The following is a 14,403-nucleotide window of genomic DNA, read 5'->3' as shown; positions in this document are numbered from 1 at the left end:
TGCAAAGGTACCGCCTAAAAGGTTAGTGGGTTTTGAATAATTTAAGCGCGTTGTTTGTAGTCATTGTAGCGACGTCCGCTATTTTTAGATTTTTTACATCTGCTATCTTTTCTCCGATCAGCGGAATGTAGGCACTTTCATTCCTTTTTCCCCGGTAAGGTACCGGCGCCAGATATGGTGCATCGGTCTCCAGGACAACATATTGCAGGTCGATATCTTCCAGGATCTTATCCAGCCCGGATTTTTTGAATGTTACCACACCACCTATACCCAGGTAAAAGCCCAGATCAATGATCTCTTTCGCTTCTTCCAGGGTACCGGAAAAGCAATGGAAGACTCCGGACAAACGGCCGTCCTGTAAGGCTTTCACCTCGTCAATACATTCACGGGTACTTTCGCGGCTATGAATGGCTACCGGCAGATTGTACTCTCTGGCCAGTTCCAGCTGACTGCGAAACGCATGGTACTGTTGTTCACGGTAGGTCGTGTCCCAGTAAAAATCAAGCCCTATCTCCCCGATGGCCTTAAACGGTCTTTTTGCCAGCCATTCCCGTACAACAGAAAGTTCCTGTTCCACATTCTCGTTAATATAGCAGGGGTGTACGCCCATCATGGCAGAGCAGTTGTCAGGAAACTGCGCCTCTAATGCCAGCATACCCTCAATGGAAGTACTGTCAATATTAGGAAGATATAACCTGGATACGCCCGCTGCCAACGCCCGTTCCACCATTGCTGTCCTGTCCGCCGAAAACTCCTCCCCATACAAATGGGCATGTGTATCAATCCAGTTCATTACTCAGATATTAAATTTTTTTATAGGATTTGTAAAAATATTACATTTGTATAATATTTATATTTCAGTAGCCCGTACAAAAGTACGGCCGGAAAACCTCATTTAAAACTATACTATTCTATGAAAAGCTACTTTTGCTTTAACCGTATCTTCGCAGGAGTTGTAATCCTGTTATTGATGGCAACCCTCTTTTTTGCATGTTCCAAATCGGCAACTGATACCGCCAATGTGGACACGAATAAAGGAGATAATCAAGCAATCACTGCTGCTGCTGATCAGGCAGTTGTAAGCGGAATATATGATGACCTCTTCGGCATTGCGCTGGAGGTAGGTGCTGATGCCAGTCTGAATGAAACTGGCCGTAAAGCTCACCGTGCCGAGATGGCCGCAAAACTGGGCAGCTGCTTCTCATACGATATCGATGATGTAACACAGGACCAGTGGCCTAAAACCCTGCTGATCAAGTTTGGTGCAGGCTGCGCTGACAATACCGGCCGCGTGCGTGCAGGTAATATTCAGGTGGTTTACAGCGGTTACTTCTACTACCCTGGCTCTGTGATCGTTATTAAACCGCTGACTTATAAAGTAAATGGTGTGACTGTAACCGGTACCAAGACTATCACCAACATGAGCACCAACAGCGTATATAAATATAGCTCTGTAGTTACTGGTGGCACCGTGCAACTGGATACTGTGATGGTTGGCTTTAACAGCAATACCATTATCACTCAGACTGCCGGTACTGCTACCATGGGCGATGTAACTGATGATATCTTCAGCATCACTGGTACTGATTCACTGACATATCCTATGGGAATAGCCGCGTCCATCACTGTAAATGAGGCAGATGCACTGGAAAGGAAACTGGAATGCCCATGGATAGGCAAAGGTAAAGCGCTGGTGACTGTAAAAGGCGTTACTGCTACTGTGAACTACGGTAATGGTATCTGTGATGATTCTGCTACTATCGACCTGGGTGACAAAATTAAAAGCATTGCATTGCCTAAATAAGCAATCATTAGACATAATAAAAAAGCCTGTCCGTTTAAGGTGGACAGGCTTTTTTATTCAGATATCTACCGAAGGCAGGGTGACTTTTAAGCAGTTTCAGGAGGCTTATTCTATTTCAAGTGAGCCTCAGTAAGGAATTGCTTCCATGTTCAGCTTTTGTTTTTTGAAATACTCCATCACTCTTGGCAGGGCATACTCCAGCCGGTCCCAGGCCTTGGTGCTGTCGTGAAACACGATAATGGATCCCGGTTTTGCCTTAAATACCACGTTCTGCACACAATCTTCTCCGCTTTTTTCTGTATCAAAATCAGCGCTTAATACATCCCACATGATAACCTGTGCATTGGGGATCACTTTTTTTAGATGCCTGATCTGAAAGGGCGTGATCCTGCCGTAAGGTGGTCTGAACAGGGAAGAATTAATGTATTTGCTGGCTTCCAGGATGTTCTCTATATATTTATCCGTACCCGTTTTCCAGCCGTTCAGGTGGTTATGGGTGTGATTGCCGGTATGATGTCCTTCCTCCAGTATCCGCTGGTAGATGTCGGGGTGGTCAATAACGTTTTTCCCTATACAGAAGAAAGTGGCCTTTGCCTCATATTTGCGCAGCAGGTCAAGTATAAAGGGGGTAGCTGTAGGATGAGGGCCGTCATCAAAGGTTAGGTATACAGATGGCCTGGCCGGGGAGAAGTTCCAGGTGCAGCTTTTATACAGTGCTTTCAGCAATGCAGGTGTTTTCGTAAGATAAAACATGGATGTTGTGATTGAAAAATAAAGGTAGCTAAAATCTTTCTTTACCTTTGCGGCATGCAACAACAGAAAGTAAGGGTACGCTTTGCGCCCAGTCCAACAGGTGGCCTGCACCTCGGAGGTGTACGCACGGTTTTATTCAATTATTTATTTGCTAAGCAGCACAGTGGTGAATTTGTGCTGAGGATAGAAGATACGGATCAGACCCGCTACGTGCCGGGTGCGGAAGAATATATCATAGAATGTCTCCGTTGGTGCGGATTGAATCCTGATGAAGGTCCGCATGTAGGAGGGCCCTTTGCGCCTTACCGCCAGAGCGAGCGTAAAGCGCAATACCGCCAGTATGCAGAACAGCTGGTGAAAGATGGTTATGCTTACTATGCTTTCGATACTCCGGAAGAACTGGAGGAAATGCGTAATAAACTGAAAACTGCTGAGAATCCTTCTCCGCAATACAACGCGGCTGCCCGTCAGCAGATGCGGAACTCTATCAGCCTGTCTGCCGAAGAAACAGCCAGCCTGCTGGAGAAAGGTACGCCCCATGTGATCCGTATCAAAATGCCACACAATGAAGAAGTTGGCTTTACGGATCTGATCCGCGGACATGTACAGTTCAATACAAATACCGTTGACGATAAAGTGCTGCTGAAAGCAGACGGTATGCCTACCTACCATCTCGCAGTGGTGGTGGACGACTACCTGATGAAGATCACCCATGCCTTCCGCGGAGAAGAATGGCTGCCTTCTGCACCGGTACACCTGCTGTTGTGGAAATACCTGGGTTGGGAGGCGCAGATGCCTAATTGGGCACACTTGCCATTGATCCTGAAGCCAGATGGTAATGGTAAGCTGAGCAAACGTGATGGTGATAGATTGGGTTTCCCTGTGTATGCGATGAACTGGACAGATCCCAAGAGCAATGAATTAACCAAAGGATTCCGTGAACTCGGTTTTCTGCCTGAGGCGTTTGTGAATATGCTGGCAATGATCGGTTGGAACGATGGTTCCGGTCAGGAGATCTTCACTATCGAAGAGTTGATCCAGCGTTTCTCTCTGGAGCGCGTGCATAAAGGAGGCGCTAAATTCGATTTTGAAAAGGCAAAATGGTTCAATCACCAATACCTGCTGCACGCAGATAATAATCGTTTAGCAGCGTTATTTGCACCTGTACTGAAAGAAAAGAATATCAACGCATCTCCTGAATATGTAGCGAAAATAGCTGGTCTTGTGAAAGAACGTTGCGACTTCGTGAACGATATCTGGGAACATGCTTTCTTCTTCTTCCAGCAGCCTGAGAACTACGATGTGGCAGCTGTGAAGCCTAAATGGAATGACGATAAAACACAGTTCTTCCGTAACTGGGCGGCTGTAGTAGAAGATCATGCTGAATTCACGGCGGTATCGCTGGAAGAAAGTTTTAAAACACTGGCGGCTTCCATGAATATCAAACCAGGAGAATTGCAATTGCCGTTCCGTATTATGTTGTGCGGTGGTAAGTTTGGTCCTCCGGTGTTTAATATCGCGGAAGTATTGGGTAAACATGAGACGATTGCAAGGATAGTGAAGGGACTGGATGCGATCAATGCGTAATCAGCGATAAGTAATAAAACGAAGAAGCCGTATCAACATGTTGATACGGCTTCTTCTATGTAATAGAATATCTAATTACCCTTTCTTCGCCTCTTTCGCCCAGGTATCCTTCAGCGTCACTGTACGGTTAAACACCACTTTCTCCGCAGTGCTATCAGTATCCACACAGAAATAACCTTTACGCAGGAACTGGAAGCGTTCGCCTGGTTTAGCTTTGAGCAGACCAGGCTCGATGTATGCATTAGGAATAACCTGCAAAGAATCCGGGTTAATATACGATTTGAAATCGCCTTCTTCGTTGCCTGGATCTTCCACTTTAAACAAACGATCATACAGTCTTATTTCTGCAGTAGCAGCATGTGCGGCGCTTACCCAGTGGATAGTGCCTTTCACATTCAGACCGCTGGTATCGCCACCACTTTTGCTTTCAGGGAAATAAGTAGCGTAGATTGTAGTGATATTGCCATCGGCATCTTTCTCAAAGCTTTCGCCTTTAATGATGTAGGCATTTTTCAAACGTACCACCAGGCCCGGCCCCAGGCGGAAAAATTTCTTCGGAGGCTCTTCCATAAAGTCTTCACGCTCGATGTACAGCGTGTTGCTGAAAGGCAGCGTACGTGTACCTGCATTGGGATCTTCCGGATTGTTCTCAGCAGTCATTTCTTCAACCTGATCAGCAGGATAGTTAGTGATCACCAGTTTTACCGGGTCCAATACTGCCATTACGCGATTGGCTGTTTTGTTCAGCTCTTCACGGATGCAAAATTCCAGCAGGCTCACATCGATCATGTTATCACGTTTCTGTACGCCGATACGTTCGCAGAAAGCGCGGATACTGGCAGGTGTGTAGCCACGGCGGCGCAGACCGCTGATAGTTGGCATACGGGGATCGTCCCATCCGGTAACATGTTTCTCATTTACCAGCTGTAACAGTTTACGTTTGCTCATTACCGTATAGGTAAGGTTTAAACGTGCAAACTCGTACTGGCGAGATGGGAATATCTCCAGTTGCTCGATGAACCAGTTATACAGCGGGCGGTGCGGAATAAATTCCAGCGTACAGATGGAATGGGTGATATTCTCAATACTATCGCTCTGGCCATGGGCAAAATCATACATCGGATAGATGCACCAGCTGTCGCCCGTACGGTGATGATGTGCATGTTTGATACGATACATGATAGGATCACGCATGTGCATATTAGGAGACGCCAGGTCTGCTTTTGCACGTAATACTTTCTCACCGTCCTTGAATTCTCCTTTACGCATACGATCGAACAGGTCAAGGTTTTCCTCTATACTGCGGTTGCGGTAGGGAGTACCTTTACCAGGTTCAGTAGGGGTACCTTTAGATATGGCGATCTCCTCCGGCGTAGAGTCGTCTACATATGCCAGTCCTTTTTTTATCAGTTGTACAGCGAAGTTGTATATCTGTTCGAAATAATCGGACGCATACAGTTCCTGGGCCCAGTTGAAACCCAGCCATTGTATGTCGGCCTTAATGGAATCCACATATTCAGTATCCTCCGTAACGGGATTTGTATCGTCAAAACGGAGGTTGGTTTTACCATTGTACTTCTGTGCAAGGCCAAAGTTGAGGCAGATGGATTTGGCATGCCCGATGTGCAGGTAGCCATTTGGTTCCGGTGGGAAGCGTGTAAGCACCCTGCCGCCATTTACTCCATTGGCAATGTCCTCTTCTACGATCTGTTCCAGAAAATTGAGGGTCCTTTCTTCGCTCATAAAGTTTAATATATTTCGGACGGCAAAGGTAGTGAAAAGTCCACAGACCGGAGTACGAAGTAAGGTAGCATCCCATGATGGACTGCTCAAAAAACTTATATTGCAACCTTAACAACTACGTTTGAAATATGGTCAACCCCCTACAACGTCCTGTACGTGTGCTGGTGGCTAAGGTCGGACTGGATGGTCATGACCGGGGCGCCAAGGTGATTGCGGCAGCCCTAAGGGATGCCGGTATGGAAGTGATTTACACCGGCTTACGGCAGACTCCCGAAATGGTGGTTAGCGCCGCACTCCAGGAAGATGTGGACGCTATTGGCGTCAGTATCCTGTCAGGTGCACACATGACGGTTTTCCCACGTATTATGGCCCTTATGAAAGAAAAAGGGATGGATGATGTATTGCTCACCGGTGGCGGTATCATACCGGAAACAGATATGTCGGAACTGAATCAGATCGGAGTAGGGAAGCTGTTCCCGCCGGGTACCCGCACCGAGGATATTGCCACATATATTACAGAATGGGTTGCCAGTCACCGGAGTTTTTAAAAAATGGCGCCGTTTTGAAACTTTTTTTCGTCCCGGGCGTCTTACAGTGATATATGAGACAACCAATTAAACCAGAAGAAGATATATGAAACGGAAACTCTACTTCATTCCACTGCTACTTTGTTTGTTGCAGTTCCCCGCATTTTCCCAGGACAATCCATCTGATTCCAGCAAACATGCATGGAAGAAAATGATATTTAGCAGATATGCCGGTGCTGGTCCCAGTAAACGTCCTTACCTCACCTGGGGTGGAGATGGCCCCCTGTTATCTTTCAGTGACAAGGTCAGAGATGCAGGCAAGCATGTGCACAACATTCCCCGTTTTACCTTTTTCTTTAACGTTGGTCACAACCTGAACTATGATTTCAACAGGCACTTCGGTATTTTTACCGGGCTGAATCTCAAGAACATAGGGCTCATCACAGAAGATGACAGAGATTCTGTAAAACTAAAACGCCGTGTATACACACTGGGTATTCCTGTGGGTTTCAAGATCGGTGACCTGAGAAGGGGTTCGTTTTTCTTCTTTGCGGGTGGCTCTTATGACCTCGCGTTCAATTACAAGGAAAAGAAATTCATCCACGGCGATAAAAAAGATAAGTTCAACGAATGGTTCAGCGACCGTACACCGCTCCTGATGCCTTCGCTGTTTGCGGGTTTGAGGATGAGTCCCGGTTTCGGACTGAAGGTGCAGTACTATCCTGAAAACTTCTTCAATAAAGAGTATAAGGAAGTGTTGCCTGGCGGTACTGCTACGCCCTATAAGGACCTGGAGGCCAAACTGTTCTTCGTAACGCTCAGCTATGATTTTGGCCGGCTCCCTGATCACAAACAGTGGAAAGAAATGCATAAACGGCATAAGAAACATCGGGAGAAAAGATCCTGATGTAGTACAGATAAGTTTAAAGCAATATTGTTGATCTGATGCCTGAAAATGGCTATCTTAGGAATGACGAATAATGTTAATGGATGTGTAACGTTTATTCGTCATTCCTGTTTTTTATCGTTTTTCCTGTGCTCCTGTATTATTTTAACATCCCGTAATAATCCTTTTTCTTTCCTTTTTTTTGACTTTTCTTGTTCGTTGCGTCTTCGTTGCTTCTTCGCTGCTTGTTCTACCCTTGGTCTCTGTTTGTTCTCTCAAACTTCATTGCGGCCTTCAAATCCTTTCTGCTGGCGGGTCTATAGGAGGATGGTGTCTCAAGCTGCTGGTCAGAAGGAAGATATATGGCTATTTGTTGCTATGTTAAAATAACATCACAGGTTTATCTCGGAAAATAAAATAAATTAGTCCTCTAACAAAACCCGGATCTCATGTACAACACTATCAAAACTGAACTCACAGATAATATCTTCTTTATTTACATCAATCGCCCCGATAAAATGAATGCGCTGAACGCGGAAGTGATGAAAGAGCTGGCATTGGCGGTGGATGAAGTGTATTCGAATAAAGAGATTAAGAGTGCAGTCATCACCGGTAAAGGAGAGAAAGCTTTTGTCGCAGGTGCTGATATTTCTGAATTTCTCACTTTGTCAGATCAGCAGGGAGCTGAACTGGCCAAGAAAGGGCATGTGGTTTTCAAACGCATTGAAGATAGCCCCAAGCCGATCATCGCAGCTGTCAATGGCTTTGCGCTGGGAGGTGGATGTGAACTGGCGATGGCCTGTCACTTCAGGATAGCGGCAACCAATGCGCGGTTCGGGCAGCCGGAAGTTAACCTGGGACTGATACCTGGTTATGGAGGTACACAACGCCTGACCGCCCTGGTAGGAAAAGGTAAGGCGTTGGAAATGATGATGACGGGCGATATGATCAGTGCTGATGAGGCACTGGAGTGGGGACTGGTCAATCATGTTGTGGCGCCGGGCGACCTGCTGCTGAAATCAATAGAACTTTTAGAAAAGATACATACCAAAGCGCCGCTGGCGATAGCCCGTGTTATCAAATGTGCTAATGCCGCACTGGACCAAAGCCAGGATGGTTATGAAGTAGAGTTGAATGAGTTCGGTGCCTGCTTCGCTACAAAAGATCTGCAGGAGGGAGCTGAGGCATTTGTGCAAAAAAGAGCAGCAAGATTTGTAGGGGAATAAGAGCACTATTTTCCCGATTGTATAAGAACAGCCAGGACAGAGAAGACACGGCCCCATGACGGGGCCTGGGTTTATCTTTTCATTAACTGCATTGAATTAGTAATTCGTAATTGATATTTCATAATTCATATGTACGTTTGTACCGCAAAAAATCAAGCATATGGAATATAGAATAGAGAAAGACACGATGGGCGAAGTGAAAGTACCTGTAGATGCTTACTATGGTGCTCAAACTCAACGTTCTATCGACAATTTCAAGATTGCCCAGGATATTAACAGGATGCCGAAGGAAATTATCCAGGCGTTTGCCTACCTGAAGAAAGCTGCAGCACTGACCAACCTGGATGCTGGTGTACTGCCTCAGGAAAAGGCAAACCTGATTGCACAGGCTTGTGATGAAATACTGGCCGGAAAACTGGATGATCAGTTCCCGCTGGTAGTTTGGCAGACCGGTTCCGGTACACAGTCAAATATGAACGTAAATGAAGTGATTGCCTACCGTGCACACGTAATCAACGGCGGTAAGCTCTCCGATAAAGATAAAGTGATACACCCGAATGACGATGTGAACAAATCACAGTCATCCAACGATACTTTCCCTACCGCTATGCACATTGCTGCATACAAAATGTTGATCGAGACCACTATTCCAGGTATCGAAAAACTGAGGGATACTCTCGCGGCAAAGGCGCAGGCTTTCAAAAACATCGTGAAGATTGGCCGTACCCACTTCATGGATGCTACGCCGCTTACACTGGGTCAGGAGATCAGTGGATATGTTTCCCAGCTGAACCATGGCCTGAAAGCTATTAAGAATACCCTTGAACATCTCAGCGAACTGGCTTTGGGCGGTACTGCAGTAGGTACAGGTATCAACACGCCAAAAGGTTATTCTGAGAACGTTGCAAAACATATTGCTGCGTTGACAGGCTTACCATTCGTTACTGCTGAAAATAAATTTGAAGCACTGGCTGCACACGATGCTATCGTGGAAGCTCATGGCGCACTGAAAACTGTAGCAGTTAGCCTGATGAAGATCGCGAATGATATCCGTATGCTGAGCTCCGGCCCACGCTCCGGTATCGGTGAGCTCCATATTCCTGACAATGAGCCAGGTTCTTCCATCATGCCAGGTAAGGTAAACCCTACCCAGTGTGAAGCGCTGACCATGATCGCTGCACAGGTACTGGGCAATGATGTGGCTATCAACATCGGTGGCGCTACCGGTCATTTCGAACTGAACGTGTTCAAGCCGGTAATGATCTACAACTTCCTGCACTCAGCGCGTCTCATCGGCGATGGTTGCGTAAGCTTCAATGATAAATGTGCTGTCGGTATCGAACCGATTGAAGCAAACATTAAAAAGCATGTGGACAACTCCCTGATGCTGGTAACTGCACTGAATACGAAGATCGGTTACTATAAGGCAGCTGAGATCGCGCAGACAGCGCATAAAGAAGGTACTACCCTGAAAGAAATGGCAGTGAAACTGGGTTATGTAAAACCAGAGGAATTTGATGCATGGGTAAATCCGATTGATATGGTGGGTGAGATCAAATAGGCATTAACTTTAGCCATAAAATAATAAACGGGTATCTGTTCATACAGATACCCGTTTATGTTTAACCGGAAGCCGGTTTATATCAATGAAGAAGCGTCAGGATAATTGTACGCAGACTTAAAAGTATGATGAGCGAACCCACCATGATCATCAGTGGTTTACGTTTAAGCCTTCTCACAAGGATCGCTGCAAATGGAGAAGCGATCACTCCACCAATGATCAGCCCAATAATAACAGGCCAGCCTGCAATCGCGCCGAAAATGAGGAAAGTGCTTGCACTGGAAAGGGCGATAAAGAATTCTGCAGCATTCACAGAACCAATGGTATAATGCGCCGTACGGCCCTTACTCAGCAAGGTGGAGGTCACGATCGGGCCCCAGCCACCACCACCAAAAGAATCCATAAAGCCACCAAAGAAAGCCAGAGAACCCAGGCGCTTGGTTTTACTTTTTGCTTTCTTAGGGAGGAATGCTTTCCGTAGTACGATTGCGCCCAATATGAGCAGGTAAGCACTGATGAAAGGTTTGATATTGTCTTCCTTAAAGTAAGATAACCAGGGAACAGCCTCGGAGATCGCGTTCATCCTGGAGAGCAGTAATGAACCACTGACAGCACCTATTATACCTGGTATCAGCAGATAGAGAAATAACTTCTTATTCACATTACCAAAACGGAAGTGGGAAATACCGGATGCCCCGGTGGTGAATACTTCAGCCACATGCACACTGGCGCTGGCAATAGAAGGAGGTATGCCCAATCCCAACAATAGTGAAGAAGAAGTAGCCCCATAGGCCATGCCCAGCGCTCCATCTACAGTTTGCGCCGCCAGACCTACCAGTATGTAGAACAATAGCTCCTTTGTAAAAAGGGATCGGGTGAACTCGAAAACCCGTGTATGGGTGGCCTCGGATGTATTATAATACGATAATATCCCCACCCCGGCGAGTACTACCACGGCAATAATACCAATCAGCAGCCACAATGCCGGCTTACGCTGGTTCTCCTCATTGACAAGGTCAATCAGTATCTCCTGACGTTCTACTGTAGCGTACTTTTTTTCAAGTTGGTCTATCTCCTCGTTATGCGGCATGTATTACTTCAGTTATATAGTCTATAGATGTTATAGACTAAGGTAGGTCGAAATCGCCGGATATCCAAATGCCGAAGATTAAAATATGCTGAATATTCTAATAACGAAGCAAAACAGGGGTAGCCAGGATGGATCATCACCCGGAATGAAAAAGAAAACCCGCCGGGCAAATACGCTGCTGCCGGCGGGTTGCTTAATTATGTTGATGCCTTACTTCTTGAAAGGCAGATCATATGTGAATGCAACATAATACAATCCTTTGATGGTCGGACCACCAACATACTGGAAATAAGACGTATTGAAAATATTGGAACCGCCCACTTTTACAGAAGTATGCAGTTTAGGCAAACTGTAGGTCACCTGTGCATCTACAGTGCTGTAAGCAGGTACGTCCCCATTGCCGAACAGGTTCTGCCAGTAGAAAGTTTCCTGCCAGTGCCATACTACGTTGAAACCGAGATTAGGTAACACTCTTCTGTTCCCAAAGCTCACATTGGTGAACCATTTGGGAGTATTAAAGCCGGGGATCAGTGCATCGTCCTTCGTCTTATCCTGCGCCAGGGCATTGTAGTTAGCATTACCACTAATGGTGAATGTTTTCAGGAAATTATATGTAACGCCAAGCGCAAAGCCATAGTTCTGTACGGTGGACTTACTGTTTGTCCATACGCGATAACGGTTCTGGAACTGTTTATCATACATCTGGTTCAGTACCTCCTGGGTTGGATTATTCACATTACCGCTTTTGGGTACTGCTACTTCCACCTGGCCGATGAAGTTCTTGTAAGTGTTATAATAACCGTCGATGTCGATGAATACTTTGTTGTCAAACAACACGCTCTTGTACCCTGCTTCAAATGACTGGATCTGCTCAGGTTTGATGGCATCCAGGTTAGCTACTTTCAGCACGTTTGCATTCTGTATTTCCGCCTGATCTCTGGTCAGGGTAGGATCGGCATTGGTAGCCTTGTTCACCGCTGTGGTAAATGCAGTAGCGCTGGAAGTGAGGTAGGAGTTCTTGAAGTACCCCAGTCCTTCCTCTATAAATGCTAGCCCGCCTACACGCCTTACACCGCCGTTGTTCACGAAAGAATAGGCTTCAAACAGGGATGGGAAACGGAAACCGTTCTGCCAGGAAGCCCTGAAGTTGTGGCGTTGATTCGGTGTAGTATATACTGCCGCTACACGGGGATTGAATTTGCCAGAAAACTCCTGGCTCTTGTCAAAACGCAGAGACGCGGTCAGTTTCAGCTGGTCGTGCAGTAATACTTTGCTACCCTGCACGAACCCACCGGCCTTACCGTACCAGATGTTCTTACCACCGGGAGTGTTACGTTTGTCCAATGGTTTGGTCAGGTCCACAAAGTTGTTACCATCGGGGATGATCTCGTAAGTACGGTAGTCAGCTCCAACCAGTACATCCATGAAGTGGACATATTTACGCAGGTTCCAGGTACCCTCTGCATGGTAGAAACGGCTCATCTGGAGCAGGGCCGCGCCACCACTTTTGTTGGTGCTGTCTTTAGAAACAGGGTAAATATCCCAGTCGTTAATGCTCTTGATCTTGGCTACCTGTGCATCGAAAGCTGCAGTACCCGGTGTCCAGCGGCCCGCATCAGCAGCTGCACGCGCCGCTTTATGTGCTTCTGCTATATTGCTGCCGGAAGCATCCAGTGCATTATTCAGCGCAGCTGTATAATCGGCCTGCCATTGTTTATCTGTTTTGAATGACTTCTCCAGGTTGTCTGCCAGCGGGTTCATATTGTAGGAATCGCCGGTGTTTTCCAGGGAAACGTAAGAGCGCAGGGTAAAATCCTGTCCTACTACTTCTACCTTATGATTCTGCACTACCACATTTTTCAGCCCGATACGGTTACCACGCTGGAAGAAACCGTCCATTTTACCTATGCGGTATGTATAGGATGCTTCAATTTTAGGAGTGATCTTATAGTGCAGGGCCCCGTCGAACTTCAGGTTCCTTACAGTGTAATCGCCTACCAGGTCTTTTTCCCAATAGCCGGTGCGGGACACGTTATAAGACTTACCGAATTTGTCGGTAATAGGGAACGTACTCTGGTCTGCGTACTTATTCCAGGCATCGTTTGCCGGGTTGTTGGCACCGGTCAGCTGTGGGAAGTCAGGGTTCGCCTTGCTGCCTGGATTGAAGTCATTGTGGCTGTCGGCATACCAGTCGGTACCCTGCATATAAGAGAAGTTCACCTTAAACGCCAGCTTTTTACTAAGCGCCTGTGCATAACGCACCGAGGTTTCGGAGATCGGCTTTGGAGAGCTGCCATTGCCATCGAAGTGGTTGAAGGCAACTTTCTGGTATACACTGATACCCTGGTACTGGAAAGGGTTTTTAGTAATGAGGTTGGACATCCCGTTCAGGGCGTTCATACCATAGAGTGCAGAAGATGCGCCGGGTGTTACCTCAATACTTAAGATATCCAGTTCAGTGGGCCCGATGGCATTGCCCAGTGGCACGCCCAGTGTGGCGGCCTGGTTGTCCACACCATCTATCAGCTGCATGAAACGGAAGTTATTGGGAACGTTGAAACCACGTGTATTAAAAACTTTGAAGGTCAGGCCGGCAGTAGTCATCTGAACGCCTTTCAGGTTGCCGATGGCGTCATAAAAGGAAGCCGCTGGTGTTTCTTTCAGGGCTTTTACATCCAGCTTTTCGATGGCTACCGGAGATCTCATCAGCTTTTCCTGCTGGCGGGAGGCCGATACCACCACTTCATTTACCAGCAACGATTGTGTTACCAGCTGAAACTGCAGGCGGCTGTTGCTGTTCTTTACATCAAATTCCTGGGTTTGATATCCCAGCAGGCGTACCTGCAATTTCAAAGGAAATTTAGTATTTGCAGTGATCTCAAACCGGCCGCTGGTATCTGTCGTTGCGCCGAATGAGGTCCCCTTTATCTGAACAGTGGCACCCACCAGTGGTTCGCCTTTATCCCCGTTGATTTTCCCGCTGAGAATATAAGAGCCGTTCAGCTGAGCCTGGGCCAGTACAGGCAGTAATAATGCCAGCAGCCAAAAAGATGCTGTATAGATAGTGTGTCTTTTTGCGGACATAACTATAGTTTATTGATAAATAATGGTCTTGTGAATGAAAATGATTTTGGCAACTGCCATTACAGGTTTATCGGGGAAAAGTAGCTTTCATTGCTCAGCAACATCGTAAAGAAGCGTTCATTGCGTATTAAATTGGTGGTGA

At 46.6% G+C, this 14,403-nt stretch carries 11 protein-coding genes; 6 read left to right on the top strand and 5 right to left on the bottom strand.

Features of this window, described 5'->3' with window-relative positions:
• Positions 1-22: 22 nt before the first annotated feature.
• Positions 23-793, bottom strand: a complete 771-nt coding sequence (locus tag L3C95_RS01025) for a TatD family hydrolase (RefSeq protein WP_236384191.1) — start codon at positions 791-793, stop codon at positions 23-25.
• Between the two features lie 120 nt (positions 794-913).
• Between L3C95_RS01025 and L3C95_RS01020 the strand changes: the two genes are divergently transcribed.
• Entirely contained in the window at positions 914-1,804 is an 891-nt protein-coding gene (locus L3C95_RS01020; protein ID WP_236384190.1) for a hypothetical protein, read from the top strand.
• A 126-nt stretch (positions 1,805-1,930) separates the two neighbouring features.
• Here L3C95_RS01020 and L3C95_RS01015 read toward each other — a convergent pair whose 3' ends face one another.
• A complete protein-coding gene (locus L3C95_RS01015; protein ID WP_236384189.1) occupies positions 1,931-2,557 on the bottom strand; it encodes a polysaccharide deacetylase family protein in 627 nt (208 codons plus the stop codon).
• A 54-nt stretch (positions 2,558-2,611) separates the two neighbouring features.
• Between L3C95_RS01015 and gltX the strand changes: the two genes are divergently transcribed.
• Positions 2,612-4,144: a glutamate--tRNA ligase gene (gene gltX, locus L3C95_RS01010; RefSeq protein WP_236384188.1), complete on the top strand. Its 1,533-nt coding sequence runs from the start codon at positions 2,612-2,614 to the stop codon at positions 4,142-4,144.
• A 75-nt stretch (positions 4,145-4,219) separates the two neighbouring features.
• Here gltX and L3C95_RS01005 read toward each other — a convergent pair whose 3' ends face one another.
• Positions 4,220-5,887 carry a glutamine--tRNA ligase/YqeY domain fusion protein gene (locus L3C95_RS01005; RefSeq protein WP_236384187.1) on the bottom strand — a complete coding sequence of 556 codons (1,668 nt, stop codon included), beginning with the start codon at positions 5,885-5,887 and terminating at the stop codon, positions 4,220-4,222.
• A 128-nt stretch (positions 5,888-6,015) separates the two neighbouring features.
• On the opposite strand from L3C95_RS01005, the gene L3C95_RS01000 reads away from it, so the two are divergent.
• The 4 genes from L3C95_RS01000 to fumC all read left to right on the top strand — a co-directional run bounded on the left by L3C95_RS01000 (position 6,016) and on the right by fumC (position 10,087).
• Positions 6,016-6,435 carry a cobalamin B12-binding domain-containing protein gene (locus L3C95_RS01000; RefSeq protein WP_236384186.1) on the top strand — a complete coding sequence of 140 codons (420 nt, stop codon included), beginning with the start codon at positions 6,016-6,018 and terminating at the stop codon, positions 6,433-6,435.
• A gap of 85 nt (positions 6,436-6,520) precedes the next feature.
• Positions 6,521-7,321, top strand: a complete 801-nt coding sequence (locus L3C95_RS00995) for an outer membrane beta-barrel protein (protein WP_236384185.1) — start codon at positions 6,521-6,523, stop codon at positions 7,319-7,321.
• Positions 7,322-7,749: 428 nt separating this feature from the next.
• Positions 7,750-8,526, top strand: coding sequence for an enoyl-CoA hydratase/isomerase family protein (locus L3C95_RS00990; RefSeq protein WP_236384184.1), 777 nt, complete (start codon positions 7,750-7,752; stop codon positions 8,524-8,526).
• A 160-nt stretch (positions 8,527-8,686) separates the two neighbouring features.
• Complete coding sequence (gene fumC / locus L3C95_RS00985) at positions 8,687-10,087, top strand: class II fumarate hydratase (RefSeq protein ID WP_236384183.1); 1,401 nt, start codon at positions 8,687-8,689, stop codon at positions 10,085-10,087.
• Positions 10,088-10,169: 82 nt separating this feature from the next.
• Here fumC and L3C95_RS00980 read toward each other — a convergent pair whose 3' ends face one another.
• Positions 10,170-11,177, bottom strand: coding sequence for a sulfite exporter TauE/SafE family protein (locus L3C95_RS00980; RefSeq protein ID WP_236384182.1), 1,008 nt, complete (start codon positions 11,175-11,177; stop codon positions 10,170-10,172).
• Positions 11,178-11,387: 210 nt separating this feature from the next.
• Positions 11,388-14,261, bottom strand: a complete 2,874-nt coding sequence (locus tag L3C95_RS00975; RefSeq protein WP_236384181.1) for a TonB-dependent receptor — start codon at positions 14,259-14,261, stop codon at positions 11,388-11,390.
• Between the last annotated feature and the right edge of the window lie 142 nt (positions 14,262-14,403).

Source organism: Chitinophaga filiformis (genome assembly GCF_021646545.1).
Lineage (GTDB): Bacteria > Bacteroidota > Bacteroidia > Chitinophagales > Chitinophagaceae > Chitinophaga > Chitinophaga filiformis_A.
This window is presented reverse-complemented; position numbering and strand designations above follow the sequence as displayed.

Excerpts from the sequence above, each read along its gene's own strand:
- L3C95_RS00980 (WP_236384182.1), bottom strand. The coding sequence starts at position 11,177 with ATGCCGCATAACGAGGAGATAGACCAACTTGAAAAAAAGTACGCTACA.
- L3C95_RS01025 (WP_236384191.1), bottom strand. The coding sequence starts at position 793 with ATGAACTGGATTGATACACATGCCCATTTGTATGGGGAGGAGTTTTCG.
- L3C95_RS00995 (WP_236384185.1), top strand. The coding sequence starts at position 6,521 with ATGAAACGGAAACTCTACTTCATTCCACTGCTACTTTGTTTGTTGCAG.
- gltX (WP_236384188.1), top strand. The coding sequence starts at position 2,612 with ATGCAACAACAGAAAGTAAGGGTACGCTTTGCGCCCAGTCCAACAGGT.
- L3C95_RS00990 (WP_236384184.1), top strand. The coding sequence starts at position 7,750 with ATGTACAACACTATCAAAACTGAACTCACAGATAATATCTTCTTTATT.
- L3C95_RS01020 (WP_236384190.1), top strand. The coding sequence starts at position 914 with ATGAAAAGCTACTTTTGCTTTAACCGTATCTTCGCAGGAGTTGTAATC.
- L3C95_RS01015 (WP_236384189.1), bottom strand. The coding sequence starts at position 2,557 with ATGTTTTATCTTACGAAAACACCTGCATTGCTGAAAGCACTGTATAAA.
- fumC (WP_236384183.1), top strand. The coding sequence starts at position 8,687 with ATGGAATATAGAATAGAGAAAGACACGATGGGCGAAGTGAAAGTACCT.
- L3C95_RS01005 (WP_236384187.1), bottom strand. The coding sequence starts at position 5,887 with ATGAGCGAAGAAAGGACCCTCAATTTTCTGGAACAGATCGTAGAAGAG.
- L3C95_RS01000 (WP_236384186.1), top strand. The coding sequence starts at position 6,016 with ATGGTCAACCCCCTACAACGTCCTGTACGTGTGCTGGTGGCTAAGGTC.
- L3C95_RS00975 (WP_236384181.1), bottom strand. The coding sequence starts at position 14,261 with ATGTCCGCAAAAAGACACACTATCTATACAGCATCTTTTTGGCTGCTG.